Source organism: Paralcaligenes ginsengisoli, from assembly GCF_054781135.1.
Window position 1 is genome coordinate 186,420 of the sequence record NZ_BAAGUZ010000009.1, and the last position, 21,188, is coordinate 207,607.

The window sequence follows — 21,188 nt, forward strand, 5'->3', positions numbered from 1 at the left end:
TTTTTCCTTTATGTTCAAGTCGGTTGCCTCGTTTTTTTCCCTGTACCTCGCCATCCTTTTGCTGCAACTGGGCGCTGGCTTATTCAATACGTATATAGGTTTGAGGCTGACGGCGACGTCGGTGTCCGAGGTTTGGGTGGGCGCCCAGATCGCCGCCTACTATCTGGGGCTGGTTTTCGGCGCGCGCATAGGCCACAAGCTTATTATCCAGGTCGGGCACATACGCGCCTATGCCGCTACGGCAGCGATCGTTACGGTAATGGTGCTGGCCCAGTCGTTGATCGACAATCTGTGGATATGGCTGGGGTTTCGTTTTATTGCCGGGATCGCCATGGTTACACAGTTCATGGTGATCGAAAGCTGGCTTAACGAGCAAACCGAGAATCATCTGCGCGGCCGTGTATTCGCCTTTTACATGGTGTTCTCCGGTCTGGGCACAGTGTCGGGCCAATTGGCCCTGACCCTGTTCCCGCATCTGAATTACGAGCCCCTGGTTTTTGTGGCCATATGTTCGGCCCTGTGCCTGGTACCCATAGCGCTGACGGGCAGGCTGCATCCGGCCATGCAGAAGCCGGCTCCGATCCTGATCAAGTATTATCTTTCCCGTGTGCCGATGTCGCTGCTGGTGTTTTTCATTGCGGGCAATATCAACGGCGCATTCTACGGCCTGGCGCCGGTGTATGCGGCCAAAGAGGGTTTCTCGAGCGCGCAGGTTGCCGTGTTCCTGGCCGCCGCAGTGGCTTCGGGCCTGGTGTCCCAGTGGCCCATGGGTTGGCTGGCCGATCGCCTCAACCGGGCCGGCCTGATACGCATCAATGCCTGTCTGCTGCTCGCGTTGACACTTCCCTTATGGGGCTGGTGGCAGTTTCCGTTGTGGGCCCTGTTGCTGTTTTCCTGCGCTTTTGGTGTGCTGCAATTCACCTTGTATCCCCTGGGGGCCGCATTTGCCAATGACAATGTCGATCCGGAGCGCCGGGTTGGCCTGAGTGCCATTTTGTTGATGGTTTATGGCGTGGGCGCCTGTCTGGGACCCTTGTTCGTCGGCGCACTGATGCGGCAATTCATGCCCAGCATGTTTTACGTTTTCGTGTCGTGTTGCGCGCTGATCCTGATTGTTTTCGTCAGGCCGAAAAAAGTGACCGGCGCCCATCTCAGCGACGATGCCCCCACCAATTTTGTCCCTATGGCCGATAGCCTGCAAAGCTCGCCCGTGGCGGCGGTGCTCGATCCGCGGGTCGACGTCAACAGCGATATCTCCCGGGACCCCTTGTTGTCCCAGTATGAGGAGGCTGCGGCAGCAGGCAAGGAACGGGCTTAGCGCTTATCGCGGGACAAGGATCAGGATGGCAATTATCGCCAGGGCGACACCCGTGGCGTTCAGCCACGAAAGCTTTTCTTTGAAAAAGCCCGCGCCGACCAGCGTGCCCAGTGAGATCACACCGATATTCATGGCTGAGAATACCAGGGTGGGGTTGTTTGGGAAGACCTGGTGCGAGCGAATATAAAAATAGATATTGCCGAAATTGAGCAGGCCCAGGATCAGGCCGGCCACGATGTTGCGCAGGCTCCACGAGCCGCGCCGGACAAGCAGGTATAGAAGCATCAGCACGCCGGCCAGTACAAAGGTGACGAACAGGCTGCTGGAGAACACGGCACCGCTTTTGGCCAGTTGCTTGAACAGGATATCGATGGTGCCGTAGCCCACCCAGACGCACAGGAGCAGGCCTATCGATTTGCCGACTTCACCCGAGCTGTCCCTGCTCCGGGGGCGGATCAGCAGGCAGACCAGCGCGATCAGGGCCAGCGCTATGCCCAGCAGCTTGGCGGTGGAATGCGCTTCGCCAAAAAGCAGGAACGCGGCAATCAGCGGAAGGAACAGCGACAAACGCTGCGCGGCGTCGCTCAACACGATGCCGGCATGCCGGACTGCGCCCGCCATGGCCAGGAAAATACTGGGCAGCAGCACGCCAAGCGCAATCAGGACCCACCAGGGAGTCGTGGGCTTCATAAGTGAAGCGGGATTGGGCTGCAGGATAAACAGACACAGGCAGGCCGCCACCAGGTAATTGACGGCGATGGCCTGGCCGATTTCAATTTTTTGCTGGCGCGCCACTTTCAGCAGCACCGATACAGCAACGCTGCACCCTACACTGACAATCAAGGTATACATATATTTGAGGCGGGGCAGGTTAAGCGTTGGCGGATTGGGTGCGGGCGGTGTGGTGCGTGGCGGCCTGGCCGACGGCATGCAGGCCCATCCGTTCGAATAGGGCCCGGTCTTCCATCAACTGCGGGTTGCCGGTGGTCAGCAGTTTTTCCCCGTAGAAGATCGAATTGGCCCCTGCCAGGAAACATAGGGCCTGGGTGGTGTCGCTCATGGCTTCGCGGCCCGCCGACAGGCGTACAACGGTTTTGGGCATGGTGATGCGGGCGACGGCAATAGTACGGATGAATTCAAATGGGTCGAGTGCTGGTGTGTCGTATAAGGGCGTACCTTCCACCTTGACCAGATTGTTGATGGGAACCGATTCGGGGTAGGGTGCGAGATTGGCCAACTGCGCAATCAGGCCGGCGCGCGCCGGCCGCGATTCGCCCAGCCCCACGATGCCGCCGCAGCATACATTCAGGCCCGCCGAACGGACCCGCTCGAGCGTATCGAGCCGGTCCTGATAGGTGCGCGTGGAAATGATCTCGCCATAAAACTCCGGCGATGTGTCCAGATTGTGGTTGTAGTAATCCAGACCCGCCGTTCTCAACTGCTCGGCCTGGCCGTCTTTCAGCATGCCCAGCGTCACGCAGGTTTCCAGCCCCAGGCTTTTCACGGCGCTTACCATTTCAGCCACCGCATCGATGTGGTGGGCCTTGGGCGAACGCCATGCCGCACCCATGCAAAAGCGCTGCGCGCCGCCGGCCTTGGCCTGGGCGGCGGCTTCAATCACCTGCTCCAGGGGCATGAGGGCATCTTTCTCCACGGCCGTGTCGTAACGCGCCGATTGGGGGCAATAGGCGCAATCTTCCGGGCAACCCCCGGTCTTGATCGACAGCAGGCTTGAGAGCTGGACGGCGTTCAGTTCATGGTGCGCGCGATGCACGGTTTGTGCCTGATGCAGCAAGTCGAGCAGGGGCAATTCGTAGAGATCCAGAATATCCTTGACGGTCCAGTGCTGCGTCGATGAAGCGGCAACGGAGGGGGCGATAGAAGAAAGCGGTGCGGTCATGGGCATGGCTGGAAGCCTTATATGTGATTGTCAGGCATGGTAAGGGGCGGCAATGCGCATGTGCAAGGGAGCGAAGGCGTGAGGGATATCGGCAGTAGAGCGGTATTGATGGTTAATTGGCCGAATTTATGGCCTAAGAAGTGGAACAATGTACCAAGTAAGGCTATTTCCCTCTGGCTTTAAAATCGTATCGAGTTGAAACGGTGCAGCGCTTTGTTGCCGCAGGGCCTTGCAAGTGACGCGGGCCTTGCATGCCGGCCTGGTGTCGGGATTTCACGCGCAGAAGATCGTGCCGCAAACAGCTATCATCTTTGTTTTGAAATGGAGAAAGCGGCCCATGATGCAGTTCGAGCGCAACCTGACCATAGAGTGGGGTGATTGTGACGAGGCGGGGATTGTGTTTTACCCGAATTATTTTTACTGGTTCGATTGCACTTATCAGGGCATGCTGCGCAGCAAGGGTTTGAGCCAGCGCGAAATTCGCGCCCGTTATGGGGCGGTGACGCCGCTGGTTGATGTGGGGGCGAGTTTTCGTTCGCCGATACGCTACGACGACGTCATCACCATAGAGGCCGATTTGCAGGAATGGGCCGAGCGCCGCCTGCGCATAGGCTATACCGTCAAGTGCGGCGATCGCCTGGTGGCCACCGGCCATGAGCTGCGCGCCTGGGCGGTGGTCACTGCCGCAGGCGGGCTCAAAGGGGCGCCGATTCCCGACGATTTCAAAGTGCTGTTTGGCTGATTTCGGCTTGTGCGCGTTTTCGTTCTTAAGACGCGGGGGTGGCGGCTCAGGCAGGGTGGTGCTCGCCTCGTCCGGTCCTGGCTTTGCCAGGACTGCCCGCGCCCCAAACCCGGGTCGGGGCGGACTCAACGCTCGCTCACCCTGCCTGGGCCGCCACTTCCGCTTGCGTTGAGGTTTTTTGGGGGATTTCAGGGCTGACTTTTTGCGTGCTCATTGCCCAGGCCGCCTTGTGGCATAGCGGCTGGCGGCAATGACGATAACGATGAGTACGGCGAAGAGGTAGGTTACCGGGGCAACCTTCTCGCTGAACAGCCAGGCCGAGGCGAGCACCGTCAGGAACGGCTGGATCAGTTGCACCTGGCCGACGCGAGCGATGCCTCCGATGGCCAGCCCTTTGTACCAGGCGAAGAATCCCAGAAACATCGAGCCGAATGCCAGGTAGGCGAAGGCACCCAGCACGGCCGGCGATGGCCAGTGCGAGATGTGTGCAGCCAGATAAAAAGTAGGCAGGCTGATGAACGGCAGGCTTCCGATCAGGCACCAGCATATGGTCCGCCAACCGCCCAGTGTGCGCGAGACGCGTCCGCCTTCGGCGTATCCCATGCCGCCGAATATGACTGCGGCAATCAGCCAGAGATCGCCGGCTTGCAGGCTGCCATGTCCGGCGTAGAGCGCGAACCCGGTGACCAACGCCGCGCCAACACACGCCCACAGCCAGAACGACCGCGCCAATCGCTCATGGCTGCGCCAGGCTCCGAACAGGGCGGTGGTAAGAGGCAGCAAGCCATTGAACACGGCTCCGTGCGAGGCCGGTACCGAAAGCATGGCAATGGTGGAAAAAATGGGCCAGGCTGCGACCACGCCTACGGCGGCCAGGGCTATGCCGCGCCATTCGGCGCGAGTGGGGCGGCGGCTGCGGCTTAGCCAAAGAATCAGTCCGGCGGGAATGGCCGCTATCCACGCTCTGCCTAGTCCAATCAGCAAGGGGTTTATTTCGGCGACGGCCAGGTGCGACATGGGCAGGGTCAGCGAAAAAATCAGTACTCCGATTATTCCGTAACCATAGCCTCCCGAATAATGAGGCAGGGAAGTGGCTGGTGCGTTTGCAAGGCTTGTCATGGTGGCGGGTGCGATGTGTGTGTGTCGAGGCCTGGAATTTCCAGTGGCGGCGCATACACTTTATATATGTTTCCTGATACAGTACCTATACAGTTAACCATATCACTTTATAACTGGCCTGGTTGTTTAACCATTACAGCGGCCATGGGATCGCAGATTTGAACCGCCCGTGGCAGGTGCGAGATAGCTCTGTACTCTGTATATATCTTTACTGGGCTTTGGCGGTTGCATGCGTCGTTATAACGAGCACTTCAGCCATGACTCGGCCGACAGTTCTGATTCGATGTGGAAATTCGGCATCGAAATAAACCGAGTCGCCGCAATCCAACCGATACTCGCGTTCGCCTACATTTACTTCCACCGCGCCTTTCAGTACGAGCATGAATTCTTCGCCGGGATGGGGAAACACCGATGTTAGATCGGGAAACACCCGGGGCGGATAAATAATGAAAGGCTCCATTGCCTTTATCTTGCGGCGGCCCGCCATGGATTGATAGCGGTAGCTGCTTCCTTCGCCTCGACGTAGAAGAGGCTCGCGTTCCGCCACCCTCACTACGCTGACGATTTCGTCCTGAGCAGCTTCGCCTGTTCCCAGAAGTTGTCCCACGCTAATTTGATAGGCATCGGCCAGACGCAGCACCGTTGAAATGGATGGCTCACTGATTCCTCGTTCGAGTTTGGATAGGTAGCTTTTGGTCAACCCTGTATTCCGGGCCAGTTGCTCCAGGGAGAATGATTGTTGTCGTCGCAAAGTTTTTAGGCGATGGGGTAGGTCGGTCATGGGCATGCAAGGTGTAGGACTCTTGAAACATGCCCCATTCTAATCCCTGATTTGGGCCGAACAAGATTCAACTGAGGGTATCGGGGTGATTGCGCAGGGCTTGGCGAGCGTGATAGAAAAAACCTGCTTGAGAACGCTTGGGCGTTAGTATCCAGTCGTGAGCTTCCTTCCCAAGCGCTTCAGGTATAGGCTGGATTTTACCGGCCGCCATGGCGAGCAACTGCATTTTGGCCGCGCGTTCAAATTGCAGCGATAGCTCGCACGCCTCCTCGATAGTCGTCGCGGCGACAAGCATTCCATGGTGCGATAACAGGATTGCCCGCTTGTCGCCAAGCGCCGCACTGATGATTTCTCCTTCTTCGTTACCAACAGGCACGCCGGGCCAGGTTTTCAGAAACGCCACATCGTCATATAGAGTGCAGTTATCCATATGAGAAACTTCAAGCGGAACTTCAAGCATGGATAGCGACGCCGCGTGCAGAGGATGGGTATGAACAATGCATTGAACGTCCGGTCGATTCTTGTACACCCAGGAATGGAAGCGATTGGCCGGGTTCGCCATGCCGTTGCCTTCCAGCACATTCAAGTCCTGGTCGACGAGTAAAACATTGGATGCTGTTATTTCGTCGAACCCCAGGCCGAGTCGTTGTGTGTAATAAGTGCCTGCTTGTTCGGCGCGTGCGGTGATTTGCCCCGCGAGGCCGGAGTCGTGGCCGCCGTCAAAGAGAATTCTGCATGTAAGCGCGAGACGCTCTCGGGCTGTCCAGGAATGTGTTTCGAGTTGACTCTGCATTTCCTTTTTTGCGCGTGTAATCAACTGGTCCTTTGACAGGGTCATGGTTTCAAACATTAGTAATCTCCGATAGAAATGACTGCACAGTGAATGCGGGCAAAACGCTGCATGGGCCTAATTGATTTTAATGTTGGCGCGTTTGACAATGTCTACCCATTTCGCCTTTTCTTGTGTCATAAACTTTTTGTACTCATCGGGCGCGCCGGTATAAGCTTGTGTGCCTTGCTTGGCCATGGTGTCGCGAAGTACGGGGTCGGCCAGAGTCTTTTGCAGTGCTTCATTCAGTTTCTTTACGATGTCGGGAGGTGTTCCTGTCGGGGTGTACAGGGCATTCCACGAACTGATTTGCAAAGCCGGGTCACCCACTTCGGCACTGGTGGGAACGCCTTGCGCCGATGGTAATCTGCTGGGGGATGCGATCGCCAAGGCTCGTAGTTTGCCTGCGGTGACATGCGGCATGATGACGGTAATTGCATCCAGTACGATATCGACTTGCCCTCCGACAGCCGCATTGACCGCTTCGCTGCCGCTTTTGAACGGGATGTGCAAAATATCGATGCCGGTAGTCAACTTGAGGAGTTCCAGTCCCAGGTGCGGAGAACTGCCTATTCCAGCCGATCCATAATTTAGTGTTTTTGGATGAGCTTTCGCATAGGCAATGAACTCGGCGAATGTTTTAGGTCCGAGGTCGGCCCGCACCGCTAATACATAGGGTGAGCCGGAGATCATCCCGACGGGCTGAAGCTGTTTATCCGGGTTGTAGTTGATTTTGGACATAATGAGCGGATTGACTATTTGTGTCCCTACTGTGCCCATGAAAAGCGTATAGCCGTCAGGTATCGAATTCGACGCAAGCTGCGCGCCGATGACCCCGCCCGCGCCTGGGCGGTTGTCGATGATTATGGTTTGCTGAAGGGTGTCGCCCATTTTTTTCCCAAGGTGACGCGCAATGATGTCCGTGATGCCGCCTGCACCAAAAGGCACGATGAGGCGTATGGGGTGATCTGGGTAGGCGGCATGTGTTGGGGCTCCGGCAAATGCTGAAATGGCGATTGCGGCAGTGAGCAGGGTCTTGATTGAAAACACGGTGTCTCTTCCTGTGCTGTTATAAAAGTCAAAGTATGTAAAAGACACATTGTGTCCTTTAGGAAACTTAATGTCAACAAGGCTTCAGGCTGTGATGAAAACATAAATATGTGTTTTGTCCGGCGCATCAATAGATGTTGCTGGCGCATTTTTGGTTCGAGTGTTTAGGACACTGGACGCGTTTCAGTCGATTTTTTGAGCGCTGTTTTTAGGTTTGAGCTGCTGGTACGCGCTTGAATGATGAGGTTGGACGGTGCGTTGCTGTGTTTGCTGTGTGGGCGGCGGTTGATTCTATAAAGACGCCGCAGGGTGGGCGGTGCTGTGCAGTCCGGCACGTCCAGCGGTCGGCTAGCTGCGCTAGCCGACTGCCCGGGTCTGCCTCGTCCAGGCGGGCGTCGGGCGAACTCGCCCGGCCTCGCGAGGCCGGGCTCAGACAGCGCCCGCCGAAGGCCCCCGCCTTCCCTTCGTCAGCACCCGGCGCTGGACTACCGCCGGCCTGCACAGCACCGCCCACCCTGCGGCTTGCGTTGAGGCAATGCATAGAGGGAAGCGTTAGGGTCATGCACCGAGAGAAACGTTGAAGTCATGCATCGAGGTATACGCTGAGTCGGCAAGTTCATTCCAGGCATGCCATTACGCGAGCCGTCTATCGGGGATAGGGTCAGGACCGGCGTAAGGCGTGCGCCGGATGCTACCGTAGGGAAGGCGGGGGCCTTCGGCGGGCCCTGTTTGAACGGAGCCGCGCCAGCGGCGCAGTGAGTTGGCCCGACGCCCGCCTGGACGAGGTAGATCCGGATCAAGCACGCCGTGCCGGTCCTGACCCTATCCCCGATAGACGGCGTCTTTAAATACCAAAACCGTAAATACCAAAGCCACCAAAACATCGAATGCCGTAAACACTCGAATCCTGTAAACAACCCGAGCCAAAAACCCGCTAGTGAAAAAAGGTATAGCTAAAATAAGCTCCCACCCAACGAGGCGCCGCAATGACGGGGTTTGGCCTGGTTTATGCAGGGCGGCGACTAGCGATGGCCGGGGTAGGCTTTGTTTAAGGGTGGTTTCTGATACAGTGCTTATATAGTTTCATGCCGCTTCCGAGTTGGCTGATTGCATGGCCATCATGTTGAACAGTTCAACGGGGCTGAGTCTGTTTTGCAGCATCAAGCGGCGCCTTTTGTGGCGGATTTCTTGCAATGTCCTCCTTTTCTGCTTTTTCTACGGCCGTACCGTCTGATCTGCCTGCGCAAGGGGACGATCCAGCCATGGGTTCGATAGCCACCGCCTGGCGCCCGGTAAAAGGGGCCAGCCAGACGCTGGTCGAGCAGATCGCCCAGCATATGGCGCAGCGCATGGACGAGCAAGTCTTGCGTACGGGACTGCGCCTGCCGTCCATCCGGGCGCTGGCCCAATCGCTGGGTGTCAGTCGTTTCACTGTCGTCGAGGCTTACGATCGTCTCATGGCGCTGGGTCTGATCGAGTCGCGCCGCGGTTCGGGGTTTTATGTCGCGGCGAGAAAATCGCACGCCCCGCTTTTATCCAAAGAACAGGCGGCCGCATCCCTGCCGGGCCGCATGGATGTGGATTGGCTGCTGCGTACCTTGTTTCAGCAACCCGAGAACCCGGGTGTTCCGGCCGAATGGCTGGATGCCGATCTGGTGTTGTCGGCGGTCCTGCAAGTGCGGCGCACGGTAGGCCAGGGCTTGCTGGCCTATGGCAAGCCGCAAGGCTACGAACCGTTGCGGCGGCAGATCTCGGCCGATCTGAACCGGGCGGGAATCGGTGCCCATCCCGAGCACCATTTGCTGACCACCTGCGGCGTCACGCACGCGCTGGACCTGATTATTCGCCATATGGTGCGGCCGGGCGACGTAGTGCTGGTCGAAGATCCCGCCTGGTACCTGGTGTTTGCAAGGCTGGCCGCGGCGGGCGTGACGGTGCTGGGCGTGCCGCGCGCGCCCGACGGCCCGGATCTGGCCCGGCTGGAACATCTCGCCGCCAGCCACCAACCCAAGCTGCTGATCGTGAATACGGCGGTACACAATCCTACCGGCTATACCCTGTCCATGGGCAAGGCCTACGAGATCTTGCGTCTGGCCGAAAAATACGATTTCGCCATCATCGAGGATGACACTTATAGCGAATTGAGCGCCTCGCCGCCTGTGCGCCTGGCCGCTCTGGATCAATTGAACCGGGTGCTGCTCGTGGCCGGCTATTCGAAATTGCTGGCCGCCAGCCTGCGGGTAGGATACATCGCCGCGGCGCCGCAACGGATACACGCGCTGGGCAACCTGAAAATGCTGGCTGGCATGACTTCGCCGGAATTCACCGAACGCATTGTGTATCGGGTTCTGGCCGATGGCCATTACCGGCGCCATATCGAACGGGTCCGGGCGCGGGCCGACGCGGCCCGGACCCTGTGCCTGAAAAGCCTGCGCCGCCTGGGCCTGCAGCCTGAGCACCCGCCGGAGGCGGGACTCTTCGTCTGGGTCGATTGCGGCCAGGACACAGAACCGCTGGTGCGCCGCCTGGCGCAAAATGGCCCTTTGCTCGTACCCGGCTCGCTGTTTTCGCCCGCCCAGGCGCTCTCGACATTCCTGCGCATACCCGTTTCGCTAGGCGAAAGCAGGGCATTCTGGAAGTTGTTCGAGGAATGCCTGGGGGTGGCAAGGGAGGTATGATGATTCGATCAAATCGAGCCGTTTGCAAGAAAGGATGAACCGGGAAATGGATACGTTTGAAATCGTTGAATATGCAATAACCTCGCGGAAAAGCGTCAGGGGGTTTTTACCGAAAGCAATCGATATGAGCCTGGTCGAAAGGATCCTCGCCGCGGCGGCCTATGCGCCCAGCGGCAGCAATATCCAGCCATGGAAGGTGCATGTGGTGACCGGGTCAAAGCGCGATGAGCTTTCAAGCGCACTGGTTGAAGCGCATGATCGAAAAATACCCGAAAACCGGGAGTATCAGTACTACCCGGTGGCATGGCGCAGCCCTTATATAGAAAGGCGGCGCGAAACGGGCTGGGGCCTGTATGGCACGCTCGGCATCCAGAAGGGAGACAAGGACGCCATGGCGCGGCAGCACGGAAAGAACTTCCTGTTTTTTGGCGCTCCCGTCGTGCTTATTTTCACTATCGACAACGACCTGGAAAAAGGCAGTTGGCTCGACTATGGCATGTTTCTCCAGAACATCATGGTGCTGGCCCGCGGCGCCGGCCTGCATACTTGCCCGCAGGCCGCCATCGCGAACTACCCGGGTATCGTCAAGGAAGCGCTGGGCATAAGCGACAGTCAGACGCTGGTTTGCGGCATATCGATGGGCTATGAAGACAGCGGCTGCGTGGCAAATCAGTTCCGGACCCGCCGCATGGATCTGGATGAGTTCGTGACTTTTTGCGCGTAGGATGGCTGCGGTGGAAGGCTAAAACCGCAGCAATTTCACCTTGGAAGCGGCCGGCACGGTCGCCGAAAATTCATAGCGATTGGGTATGTCGTATACGTGCGGCTTGAAGCCGCGCGCCTCTTGCGTCATATGGCTTCTTGCCCATCATGGTATGTCACGCTATTAAAGAAAATAATACCAGGCAGTAATTTGGCTCATGCAGTTTGTGAGTCAGGATGGGGCAATCTATAGTAAAAACTCCTTGTTCAAGCCCATTGTCCGCTTTTTTTTCAGGAAAAAAATTTGTGAAAATGCAGCCTCCCAATGCGACGAGGCGGGCAGTAAGTATGCTCGCCGCGCTACTTGTAATGTTTGGCTCGCCCATGGTGCGGGCCCAGACTCCAGGCTGGCCCGCCGATCCGATAAAACTGATCGTTTCGTATCCGCCAGGCAGCGGCACAGATACGACCGCCCGGGTTCTGGCCGAGCGTATGTCTCTTAGCCTGGGGCAACAGGTCATCGTGGAAAACCGGCCAGGCGCAAGCGGCAGGATAGGCACGCTTTCGGTAGTGCGGGCAAAACCCGACGGCTATACCCTTTTATTCGGCACAGGCGCCGAACTGACCGCGGCGCCTATTACCGTTAAATCGCTGGCTTACGATCCTCTCAAAGATCTGCAGCCTGTCATGTTGATCAGCAAAAGCCTGGGAATGGTGGTGGCATCGCCTAAATTTGCGCCCAACACATTGAGCGAATTGGTCGCCGATGCCAAGGCCCATCCCGGAAAGTTGAATTATGGCTCGGGTGGGCACAATTCGATTCCGCATCTCCTGGGCCAACAATTCAATTTCGCTGCGGGAATCGAGACGACTCATGTTCCCTATAAAGGGGGCGGCCCTATGCTCATCGATCTGACCAGCGGGTTGTTGCAATATGCCTTCAGTTCTCCGGGAGCCTCGCTGGTCTATGTCCAGACTGGAAAGCTCAAGGCGCTGGCCATCGCGGCGCCGCACCGTTTGCCGGCACTGCCTGATGTTGCGACGATGGATGAGCAGGGATTTCCTGGTTTCGATAACGGCACTTGGTTCGGGCTGCTTGCACCTGCCCATACGCCTGCGGCGATCATTACCCGTTTGCATGCTGTGTTGCAATCCGCTTTGGCCGCGCCGGAAGTCCGCAAGACGCTCAAGGAACTATACATCCAGCCAATCGCCAGCACGCCGGAAGAATTCGGCCGTTTCCTGCACTCCGAAACCGATCGGTATCGGCGGCTTGCAGCCCAATTGGGCATCAAGCCCGAGTAGGGCGGCGTACTGCGACGCCGTGTCGCTCGCCATCCGATATCCATTTCAAGGAATATTCGTCATGCAAGGATTTTCAGCCATTCCACAGGCCGGTAGCGAAGCAAAGCGCTTTACGCAGGAAACATTTGTTTTCGATTGCCTATCGCTATTCTACGTCCTGGACGAACCCTGGGCCGAACGTTGCTTGCAGGCGGGAGTGAATGCGGCGAATGTCACGTTCGGCACCGACCAGAGCTGGGACGATGCGTTGCGCAGCTTCGATGTCGGCCTGGAAAAGATCGCCAAGAGCCCCTATCTTGCGCTGGCGACAAACCGCGCACAGATCGACTCGGCGCGTAAGCAAGGCCGGCTGGCGGTCATTGTCGGCACGCAAGGGTCGGCCATGGTCGATCTGGATTTTCACCGGCTGCGTACCATGCATCGTCTGGGCATGCGCTATTTCGGCCTGGCCTATACGGGTGCAACCTTATTTGCCGACGGCTGCGGCGAACGGCGCGATGCGGGGCTTACCTTTGCCGGTGAAGAATTGATTGATGCCGCCAATGAGCTCGATCTCATTCTTGATCTGTCGCATGCGGGGCATCGCGCCCGGGCCGAAGGTGCAGCCAGAGCGAAATACCCCGTCTGCACACACTCCAATGCCTATAGCGTCAATGCCAACGACCGCAATACCCACGATGAAACAGCTCAGCTAATCCGCGAAAAAGAAGGAATTATGGGCCTGTGCGGCCTGCCTCGCAGCGTCAGGGCCGCCGACCCGACGCTCAACGACATGCTCGATCATGCAGAACACTGGATACGCATAATGGATATCGGTCACGTCGGCATTGGGCTCGACTTCACGGAAGCCTACCAGGAAAGCGGCAGCCTATTGCCCGCATCCCTGCGGTGGCGCACATTGCGTCCGGACATCTTCGGCACTCCGGATGAGTTTCTCTCTCAACGCTACTCGAAAGGGCTCTCCACCATACTCGAATTGGCCAATCTGACCCAGGGTATGTTCGATCGCGGCTATACGCCCGAGCAGACCGCGGCGGTGCTTGGCGGCAACTGGCTGCGTCATTTCACTTCGGTTTATGGCTAGCGCCGCCAGCGGCTGTTTGAGCTCCAATGAAACAGCCTGCTGTTTGTCGCCTGTCAACGGAGATACCTATGTTCTTGCGATACTCCGCCCCTCGTGGCGGTCCGGGCCTTGTTTTTGGAGGCTGCTTCGCGTTATGTCGCCGCCTGTTGTTTGCCGGCATCGTGGCGATAGCAATGGCGCCTGGTATTGGCTTGGCGGCGAAGTGGCCCATGAAACCCATCAAGCTCGTTATTCCCTACCCTCCGGGTGGAGGTACCGATTTGGTTGCGCGTCTTCTGGCGGCGGAATTGTCTCAGCGCCTGGGTGAGACCGTAGTGGTCGAAAACCGGGCCGGGGCCGGAGGCCGGATTGGCGCGCAGTTTGTTGCGCAATCGGCCCCTGACGGGTATACGCTGCTTTTCGGCACTGGCGCGGAATTGACGATAGCCCCCTCCACGGTCGCATCGATGCCTTATGATCCGGCCAAGGATTTCGAGCCAATCAGTCAAATCGGCAAAGGGCCGTACATACTCGTTGCCTCCACCATGTTTGCGCCGAATACCTTGGCCGAATTGATTGCGTATGCCAAGGCTCATCCCGGCCAAGTCAATTATTCATCGGGGGGCGTTTTTTCCGCCCCTCATTTGCTGGGCATGCAATTCAATCTGGAAGCCGGAATGGATACAGTACACGTCGCCTATAAGGGTAGCGGCCCGTCGCTGGTGGGCTTGATGGGCGGGCAGGTGCAGTATACGTTCAATACTCCGGCCGTGACGCTGGACCTGATAAAGAATGGGAAGGTCAAGGCAATCGCGGTCGCCACCACGCAGCGCCTGCCCAAGCTGCCGCAGGTTCCGACCATGTCCGAGGCTGGATTGCCTGGATTTGTAGGCGGCTCGTGGTATGGCCTTTTGGCGGCTCGCGGTACGCCAAAAGCCATCATCGACCGGCTCAATGCCGAAACCGTACGGTTCGTGAATTTGCCCACGACGCGTCAAACGTTTCTGGATTTATACATAGAACCCGTTGGCGATACTGAAGGCGAGTTTGGCGGTTATATCCGATCCGAAATCGAACGGTATCGCAAGCTTGTAAAAGTATTGGGTTTGAAGCCGGAGTAGCGCCGCATACCGGTATTCAGTATGCGTGCGTGTCATCGGCGCAGGCGGCAAGATTTCCGATCCTTCAGTCGTCCACTTGGGAGAAAAGAGTGCGAGTATCTTTGGATGTTCCACAGGCCAATAGCGAAGCGAAGCGCTTTACGCAGGAAACATTTGTTTTCGATTGCCTATCGCTATTCTACGTCCTGGACGAACCCTGGGCCGAACGTTGCTTGCAGGCGGGAGTGAATGCGGCGAACGTCACGTTCGGCACCGACCAGAGCTGGGACGATGTGCATCGCAACTTCGATATTGGCCTGGAAAAGATCGCCAAGAGCCCCTATCTTGCGCTGGCGACAAACCGCGCACAGATCGACTCGGCGCGCAAGCAAGGCCGGCTGGCGGTCATTGTCGGCACGCAAGGGTCGGCCATGGTCGATCTGGATTTTCACCGGCTGCGTACCATGCATCGTCTGGGTATGCGCTATTTCGGCCTGGCCTATACGGGCGCAACCTTATTTGCCGACGGCTGCGGCGAACGGCGCGATGCGGGGCTCACCTTTGCCGGTGAGGAATTGATTGATGCCGCCAATGAGCTCGATCTCATTCTTGATCTGTCGCATGCGGGGCATCGCGCCCGGGCCGAAGGCGCGGCCAGGGCGAAATACCCCGTCTGCACTCATTCCAATGCCTATAGCGTCAATGCCAACGACCGCAACACCAAGGATGAAACGGCGCGGGTGATCGGGCAAAAGGGCGGTGTCATGGGCGTGTGCGGCCTGCCGCGCAGCGTCAGGGCCGCCGATCCGACGCTCAACGAAATGCTGGACCATGGCGACCACTGGATCCGTACCGTCGGCGTCGAGAACGTCGGTCTGGGCCTGGATTTCACCGAAGGCTACAAGGCCACGAAGCTGTTGCGTCCCCACACTGTGCGTTGGCGCACCCTGCGTCCGGATATCTTTGGCAGCGTCGACGACTTCCTGACTCAGGATTATCCGCGCGGCTTGGGCACGATTCTTGAACTGGCCAATTTCACCCAGGGTATGTTCGATCGCGGCTATACGCCCGAGCAGACCGCGGCGGTGCTTGGCGGCAACTGGCTGCGTCATTTTACTTCTGTCAATGGGTAGTCAACGGAGATGTCTATGTCCCTGCAACGCTGGTTAACAGTACTTGGAACCCTATGCATGCTGGCTGCTCCCGCAACAGGCACGGCGCAGGCAACAAAGTGGCCATCCAAACCCATCAGGCTCATCGTCGGTTATGCTCCTGGCGGCGGCACGGATGTTGCGGCGCGAATATTCGCAACGCAGCTGTCCCAGCAATTGGGTAAGGCCGTGGTTGTCGAGAACCGGCCTGGAGCGACCGGCAGAATCGGCACGAATCTGGTCGCCCGGTCGATGCCCGACGGATATACCTTGTTGTTCGGGACCTCCGCCGAGTTGACGATTGCGCCCGTGACGTCCGCCGCAATGACCTATGATCCTCTCAAGGATCTGACGCCGATTTCGCAAGTAGGCTGGCTGCCGAATATGCTGGTGGCGTCGACGTCTTTTCCCCCGAATACGCTGGCCGAGCTGATCACCTACGCGAAGGCGCATCCGGGCAAGGTCAACTACGGATCGGGTGGCCAGTATTCGCAGCCCCATTTGATCGGCCTGCGGTTCAATCTGGCCGCGGGCATCAACACGGTGCATGTGCCTTATAAAGGTAGCGGGCCGATGATTTCGGATTTGATCGCCGGTCAGGTCCAGTATTCTTTCAGTTCGCCCCAGCCCATGGTCGATCTGATAAAGTCCGGCAAGCTGAAAGCCATATCGGTGCTCTCGCCAGACCGTTTGGCGACCATGCCGACGGTGCCGACCATGGCGCAGGCAGGCTTGCCGGGCTTCATCGATAGCAATTGGGTGGGTTTGCTGGCACCGCAAGGCACACCGCAGGAGGTCGTCGCGCGTTTGCATGCGGCAACGGTTGCGGCGCTGAAATCGCCGCAGTTGAAGCAAGCCTTCGGTAATCTGTACATTTTGCCCATTGGAGGAAGTCCGGACGAGCTGCTCCGATTCATGAAAGCCGAGATAGGCAAATACCGTGAGCTCGCCGCCGCCATCGGCCTGAAGCCCGAGTAAGACGATCGCGATCAGCCTCCGATGTCGTCTCCAGCCTTCATGACTCCTTTTAGCCATGGCATAAGGGCGAAGAGCGGTGGCAGGCATTCGGCCCGAAGGATCTCGTGCGTTCGTTTTGTAAGCGCGCGCCCCATGGTCTCAAACTCGCCCCGGCGCACCAAAAGCGAGAGATCGCGGCTGATTCCTTCCTCGGGAAGGGGCTGTACGGAAATCCCTTCAAACTGCGGCCTGCCCTGGAGCAAATGCAAGGGGGTGGTAATTGCCCAGCCAACGCCCGCCGCGACCAGGCTGCACAGGACTTCGGCCGTTTCAACTTCGAGGCGGCGTTGATTGATCAGGCCCAATTTCTCCAGGTAACGGTCGGTCAAGAGCCCTGCGGTGGAGCGCGCGCTGTATCGAACCAGAGGCAGATTGCGCGCGATTTGTTTCAGATTTGAATGCTGCGTATATGCCGAATGCTCTTTCGGAAGAACCAGAACAAAAGGCTCGCGAAGAAGTAAAAGGCTGAGCTCTTCGGTTTTGCAACTGAGCAGTTCGGCGGATATGATGATATCCAGCTCGCGCGCGCGGAATCCGCGTAGATGCTCAGGTGAAAACCCTTGATAAACAAAAACATCGCGTGCGTACTCGCTAACGGTTCGGATGAGCGAAGGTCCGACTGTTGCCGCAAAGGAATCAAGCATGCCCATGCGTAGTCCCGGCACCGTGCCGCCGGCCTGGAGCGCGGATGTGAGATGATCTGTGTCGGCCAGTATCCGGTGCGCATGCTGGCGCAGTATCGTGCCCGAAGAGGTGAGTTGCAGTGGGCGGAACTCTCGATCAATCAATATCACGCCCAGGCCTTCTTCCATTTGGCGGATTGCCTGCGAGACAGCGGATTGCGTCATGCCCAGCTTCCTGGCCGCTGTTGTCATACTGCCCATTTCACTGACCGCCAGGAATACCCTCATGGAGCTGAGCTCGATTGTGAAGCGATTGCGCATGCCGGAAATCCTTTTCGGTTTGGCGACTTTGCATAATACGCGATACGGTATTGTGGGTGTAGACTCCGCAGCGGCCTGAAAAGGCTGTTTATTGGGGGGCGATGCCGGCTTGTTGGATTTGTTTACCCCATACGGCATGATCTTTTTTCAGGAATTTTCCGAAATCCGATGCATTGAGTGTGGAAAGTTCAAATCCGATCGAATCGAGTGCGGCGGAAAATTCGGGAGCCGCTGCAATTTCCAGGACAGCCCGGCTGACGGTTTCGATGTGTTGCGCGGAGGTGCCGCCAGGGGCAAGCAAGCCAATCCAGGAATGCATTTCGGGGAGGAAATTCAAGCCCAATTCCTTCATGGTGGGCACATCGGGGAGGTAGTGCGATCGTTTGTCGGTCAAGATGGCCAATGCGCGCAATTGATGGTTCCTAATGGCATTCAGGCTGGTCGCGAATTCGGCGCACATGAAATTGACTTGCCCGCCGAGGAGGTCGGTAATCGCCTGCGGAGTGCCTTTGTAGGGAACTGAGATCAGGTCGAGCCTGGCATTCCTTTTCAAAAGCTCTCCGCACACGGTTTGCATACCGTAGGCTGTTCCGTAGGAGAACGATTTCGTGGCCGTGCGCGCGGCATCCAGGAATTCGGCCATGGTTTTCCATGGCGCTTCCTGGCGTACCACGATGGCTAGTGGAAACCCGCCAATGCGTGCGATGGGTTTGAAGTCTGTAGTTGGGTCATAGGGGATTTTTTTGAAGAACCAGGGATTCTGTGACATCGTCGTGCCCGAGGCGGCCAGCAGCGTATAGCCATCCGGCTTCGATCTTGCGCCGCGATCGGTTCCGATAATGCCGCTCGCGCCAGGGCGATTCTCGACGATGAACGGGACGCCGAATTTTGCCTGCAAACCTTTGGCGAGCAGGCGGACAATGCTATCGGTCGCGGTACCCACGGCGAATGGCACGATGATGGAAACCGGTTTTTCGGGATAGGCCGCCGCGGTGGCGGTTCCAGGCCCCGAGAAGAGGGATAAGGCAAACAGGAAAGCCCATATCGCCCGATTGCTAGGCAATCGTGGCAGCAAGCTCATCACAACGGGTAAAGTACGCATTTGGATGTTCCTTTATAAATTGGATGAAACGTTCAAGCATGCGAAGCCGGCCCGGGTGAGCAATGAGCTGAACATGCAGCGCCAAGCGAAAATACGATCCTTCCCTCTCGTAGAGGCCGCGAAAATCTTCTTTCCACATTTCCTCAACAGTCAGGGGTGGCCAGATTTGCCGGCCTGGCATCGCGCCGTACAAGAAGAAAGGGGCGTCGGCCAAGTGCCACTCGACCGGTAGTTCAACCAGGGGGAGCGGCACGCCATTGCGAACATGGCGGTAGGGCCTGGTGCTGTCGTGAAAATTGCTTGAAACCGAAACTCCCTCGTCGATCAGATAATCGATGGTGCGAGAGGTGATTTCCCACGAAGGGGCTTGCCACGTCACGGGACGGCGGCCGGTTATTTTCTCCAGGGTCTCGATGCCGGAGGCCAGCTCTTTCCTTTCCTGGCTGGCATCGAGAAGCGGCGGCGACAGATGGTTGTAGCCATGGCTCGCGACCTCATGGCCGCGCCGGAAAATTTCCGTGACGGCCTCGGGGTGCCGGTGTGCGATCAGCCCGGGAATGAAGAACGTTGACCGCACGCTGTGACGGTCGAGCACATCCAGGAGGAATTTCAGGCCTTCCCGGATTTCGTACGTGCCATGCGAAAGAAGCACCGGTTTGCCGGCGTTTTCGGGAGACTTTCCAAGCCAGCTTGACTCGGCGTCCAGATCAATACCAAATACAACCGGGAAATTTGTCATGAGCGTCTATCTCGTTGCGAATCTTGGTGGGGTCGGTGATTGACCATCATTAAATGGCGTAGCCAGCTGCAGCCAAATATCGTGGCGGTTTCTTCTTGCGTATGACGGCGGCCCAACAAGGCTTGGGTCAGATTGGCCAATTCAGCTGATTTGAAAATGGAATTTTTGTGTGTTGTGGCGCAGTTTCGTCGAAATTCATGATTTCTTGCCGCCTTATTACGGAAGATTGCCTATAAGTATTAGCAATTCTTATTAAGCGCTACGCCTCTACCCGGGTATTAATAAATCTTATTCGCCCCTCGCCTTTCCTTGATGGTGCTTGCCCAAGCCCCTGGCTATCAGGCTTACTGACATCTGTTTTAGCAATAAACCTTTTCCTTCCTGCCAATACTCATGAAGTATTCATTTCTCTCTCTCGCACGTAATGCTTTCAGCCACCATCGGGGCTGGATGCCTGCGTGGGATTCACCCGTACCGAAGAGGCACTACGATGTCATCATCGTTGGGGGAGGAGGGCATGGCCTTGCGACAGCCTATTATCTTGCCAAGCTTCATGGTGTGAAAAATATCGCGGTAGTGGAAAAAGGCTGGATCGGGGGTGGCAATACGGGCCGCAACACGACACTGATTCGTTCCAACTACCTGCTCGATACCAACGCGCGATTCTATGACTGGTCGCTCAAGCTGTGGGAGACGATGAGCCAGGAGCTCAATTACAACGTGATGTTCAGCCAGCGCGGCGTTCTCAATCTCGCGCATACCGATGCGCAGCAAGACGCTTATATTCGCCGCGGCAACGCAATGCGCATTAACGGAATCGATGCGGAATGGCTCGATCACAAGCAAGTCGAAGAAATGGTCCCGCTGCTCGACAGTAGCGAGCGGCCTCGTTACCCCGTTATCGGCGGCCTATTGCAAAAACGCGGCGGCGTTGCTCGTCATGATGCGGTAGCGTGGGGTTACGCGCGTGCGGCCAATGCGCTCGGTGTCGATATCCTGCAAAACTGTGAATGTATTGCGATCAAGCAGGAAAGCGGCAAGGTCAGGGGAATAGAGACGAATCAAGGTTTCATCGGAGCCGGCCAAGTAGGTATCGCCGTAGCCGGTCATACCAGTCAGTTGGCCAGGATGGCCGGCTTCACCCTGCCGATTGAAAGCCATTTGCTGCAAGCGTTCGTAAGCGAGCCGGTCAAACCGATCATCAATACGGTCGTGACCTACGGTGCGGGTCATTTCTACATGAGCCAATCCGACAAAGGCGAGTTGGTCATGGGCGGCGATCTGGATTTTTATAACAGTTATGCCCAAAAGGGGAACATGCCGGTTCTCGAGCATGCGACAGCTTGCGCAATGCAAATGTTTCCATTCATCAGTCGTCTACGAATGATGCGGCATTGGGGGGGCATCATGGATATGACGATGGACGGCAGTCCGATCATCAGCAAAACACCATTGCAGAATTTTTACATCGATGGCGGCTGGTGTTACGGCGGCTTCAAGGCAACCCCGGCTTCCGGATGGGTGTTCGCCCACACGATTGCTCACGACGAGCCGCACGAACTCAATCGAGGCTTCAACATGGACCGATTCGAGCACGGCCGCACTATCGACGAAAAGGGCAGCGGCCCAATCCCCAACGCACAGTAAG

At 57.4% G+C, this 21,188-nt stretch carries 20 protein-coding genes; 11 read left to right on the forward strand and 9 right to left on the reverse strand.

Annotation, left to right across the window (positions count from 1 at the left end; all coding sequences use genetic code 11):
- Positions 1-10: 10 nt before the first annotated feature.
- Positions 11-1,318 carry an MFS transporter gene (locus ACYVIS_RS06960; protein WP_232740985.1) on the forward strand — a complete coding sequence of 436 codons (1,308 nt, stop codon included), beginning with the start codon at positions 11-13 and terminating at the stop codon, positions 1,316-1,318.
- Positions 1,319-1,321: 3 nt separating this feature from the next.
- Here ACYVIS_RS06960 and ACYVIS_RS06965 read toward each other — a convergent pair whose 3' ends face one another.
- Together ACYVIS_RS06965 and bioB are read right to left on the reverse strand one after the other, a co-directional pair.
- Positions 1,322-2,170 (reverse strand): DMT family transporter, encoded by an 849-nt coding sequence (locus ACYVIS_RS06965; RefSeq protein ID WP_232740984.1) that lies wholly within the window; start codon positions 2,168-2,170, stop codon positions 1,322-1,324.
- A 19-nt stretch (positions 2,171-2,189) separates the two neighbouring features.
- Positions 2,190-3,218, reverse strand: coding sequence for a biotin synthase BioB (gene bioB / locus ACYVIS_RS06970; RefSeq protein WP_232740983.1), 1,029 nt, complete (start codon positions 3,216-3,218; stop codon positions 2,190-2,192).
- Positions 3,219-3,555: 337 nt separating this feature from the next.
- On the opposite strand from bioB, the gene ACYVIS_RS06975 reads away from it, so the two are divergent.
- Positions 3,556-3,960, forward strand: a complete 405-nt coding sequence (locus ACYVIS_RS06975; RefSeq protein ID WP_232740982.1) for an acyl-CoA thioesterase — start codon at positions 3,556-3,558, stop codon at positions 3,958-3,960.
- 210 nt (positions 3,961-4,170) lie between these two features.
- Here ACYVIS_RS06975 and ACYVIS_RS06980 read toward each other — a convergent pair whose 3' ends face one another.
- The 4 genes from ACYVIS_RS06980 to ACYVIS_RS06995 form a co-directional block, all read right to left on the reverse strand.
- The gene (locus ACYVIS_RS06980) at positions 4,171-5,079 is read right to left on the reverse strand and encodes a DMT family transporter (RefSeq protein ID WP_460873596.1); all 909 of its coding nucleotides are present in this window, start codon (positions 5,077-5,079) and stop codon (positions 4,171-4,173) included.
- Between the two features lie 208 nt (positions 5,080-5,287).
- Entirely contained in the window at positions 5,288-5,860 is a 573-nt protein-coding gene (locus ACYVIS_RS06985; protein ID WP_232740980.1) for a helix-turn-helix domain-containing protein, read from the reverse strand.
- Positions 5,861-5,927: 67 nt separating this feature from the next.
- Positions 5,928-6,710, reverse strand: coding sequence for an aldolase (locus ACYVIS_RS06990; RefSeq protein WP_232740979.1), 783 nt, complete (start codon positions 6,708-6,710; stop codon positions 5,928-5,930).
- Between the two features lie 57 nt (positions 6,711-6,767).
- Entirely contained in the window at positions 6,768-7,739 is a 972-nt protein-coding gene (locus ACYVIS_RS06995) for a Bug family tripartite tricarboxylate transporter substrate binding protein (protein ID WP_370635853.1), read from the reverse strand.
- A 1,262-nt stretch (positions 7,740-9,001) separates the two neighbouring features.
- Here ACYVIS_RS06995 and ACYVIS_RS07000 point away from each other — a divergent pair.
- The 7 genes from ACYVIS_RS07000 (at position 9,002) to ACYVIS_RS07030 (ending at position 16,716) form a co-directional block, all read left to right on the forward strand.
- Positions 9,002-10,417 (forward strand): aminotransferase-like domain-containing protein, encoded by a 1,416-nt coding sequence (locus ACYVIS_RS07000; RefSeq protein WP_232744655.1) that lies wholly within the window; start codon positions 9,002-9,004, stop codon positions 10,415-10,417.
- A 46-nt stretch (positions 10,418-10,463) separates the two neighbouring features.
- The gene (locus ACYVIS_RS07005) at positions 10,464-11,141 is read left to right on the forward strand and encodes a nitroreductase (protein WP_460873597.1); all 678 of its coding nucleotides are present in this window, start codon (positions 10,464-10,466) and stop codon (positions 11,139-11,141) included.
- Between the two features lie 326 nt (positions 11,142-11,467).
- The gene (locus ACYVIS_RS07010) at positions 11,468-12,424 is read left to right on the forward strand and encodes a Bug family tripartite tricarboxylate transporter substrate binding protein (protein ID WP_460873598.1); all 957 of its coding nucleotides are present in this window, start codon (positions 11,468-11,470) and stop codon (positions 12,422-12,424) included.
- 61 nt (positions 12,425-12,485) lie between these two features.
- Positions 12,486-13,508, forward strand: coding sequence for a membrane dipeptidase (locus ACYVIS_RS07015; RefSeq protein WP_460873599.1), 1,023 nt, complete (start codon positions 12,486-12,488; stop codon positions 13,506-13,508).
- A gap of 209 nt (positions 13,509-13,717) precedes the next feature.
- A complete protein-coding gene (locus ACYVIS_RS07020; protein ID WP_460873600.1) occupies positions 13,718-14,608 on the forward strand; it encodes a Bug family tripartite tricarboxylate transporter substrate binding protein in 891 nt (296 codons plus the stop codon).
- Positions 14,609-14,697: 89 nt separating this feature from the next.
- Complete coding sequence (locus ACYVIS_RS07025) at positions 14,698-15,720, forward strand: membrane dipeptidase (protein WP_460873601.1); 1,023 nt, start codon at positions 14,698-14,700, stop codon at positions 15,718-15,720.
- Positions 15,721-15,735: 15 nt separating this feature from the next.
- Positions 15,736-16,716: a Bug family tripartite tricarboxylate transporter substrate binding protein gene (locus ACYVIS_RS07030; protein WP_460873602.1), complete on the forward strand. Its 981-nt coding sequence runs from the start codon at positions 15,736-15,738 to the stop codon at positions 16,714-16,716.
- An 11-nt stretch (positions 16,717-16,727) separates the two neighbouring features.
- On the opposite strand, the gene ACYVIS_RS07035 is transcribed toward ACYVIS_RS07030, so the two are convergent.
- Positions 16,728-17,666 carry a LysR family transcriptional regulator gene (locus tag ACYVIS_RS07035; protein ID WP_460873617.1) on the reverse strand — a complete coding sequence of 313 codons (939 nt, stop codon included), beginning with the start codon at positions 17,664-17,666 and terminating at the stop codon, positions 16,728-16,730.
- Between ACYVIS_RS07035 and ACYVIS_RS07040 the strand changes: the two genes are divergently transcribed.
- Positions 17,602-17,778 (forward strand): hypothetical protein, encoded by a 177-nt coding sequence (locus ACYVIS_RS07040; RefSeq protein WP_232744780.1) that lies wholly within the window; start codon positions 17,602-17,604, stop codon positions 17,776-17,778. The two genes, ACYVIS_RS07035 and ACYVIS_RS07040, sit on opposite strands and share 65 nt — an antisense overlap.
- Positions 17,779-17,787: 9 nt before the next feature.
- Here ACYVIS_RS07040 and ACYVIS_RS07045 read toward each other — a convergent pair whose 3' ends face one another.
- Positions 17,788-18,801, reverse strand: a complete 1,014-nt coding sequence (locus tag ACYVIS_RS07045; RefSeq protein WP_460873603.1) for a Bug family tripartite tricarboxylate transporter substrate binding protein — start codon at positions 18,799-18,801, stop codon at positions 17,788-17,790.
- Complete coding sequence (locus ACYVIS_RS07050; protein ID WP_232740971.1) at positions 18,755-19,540, reverse strand: polysaccharide deacetylase family protein; 786 nt, start codon at positions 19,538-19,540, stop codon at positions 18,755-18,757. The genes ACYVIS_RS07045 and ACYVIS_RS07050 overlap by 47 nt, the downstream gene beginning before the upstream one ends.
- A gap of 393 nt (positions 19,541-19,933) precedes the next feature.
- Between ACYVIS_RS07050 and ACYVIS_RS07055 the strand changes: the two genes are divergently transcribed.
- On the forward strand, positions 19,934-21,187 hold the full coding sequence (locus ACYVIS_RS07055) for a sarcosine oxidase subunit beta family protein (RefSeq protein ID WP_460873604.1): 1,254 nt from the start codon (positions 19,934-19,936) through the stop codon (positions 21,185-21,187).
- Position 21,188: the final 1 nt, after the last annotated feature.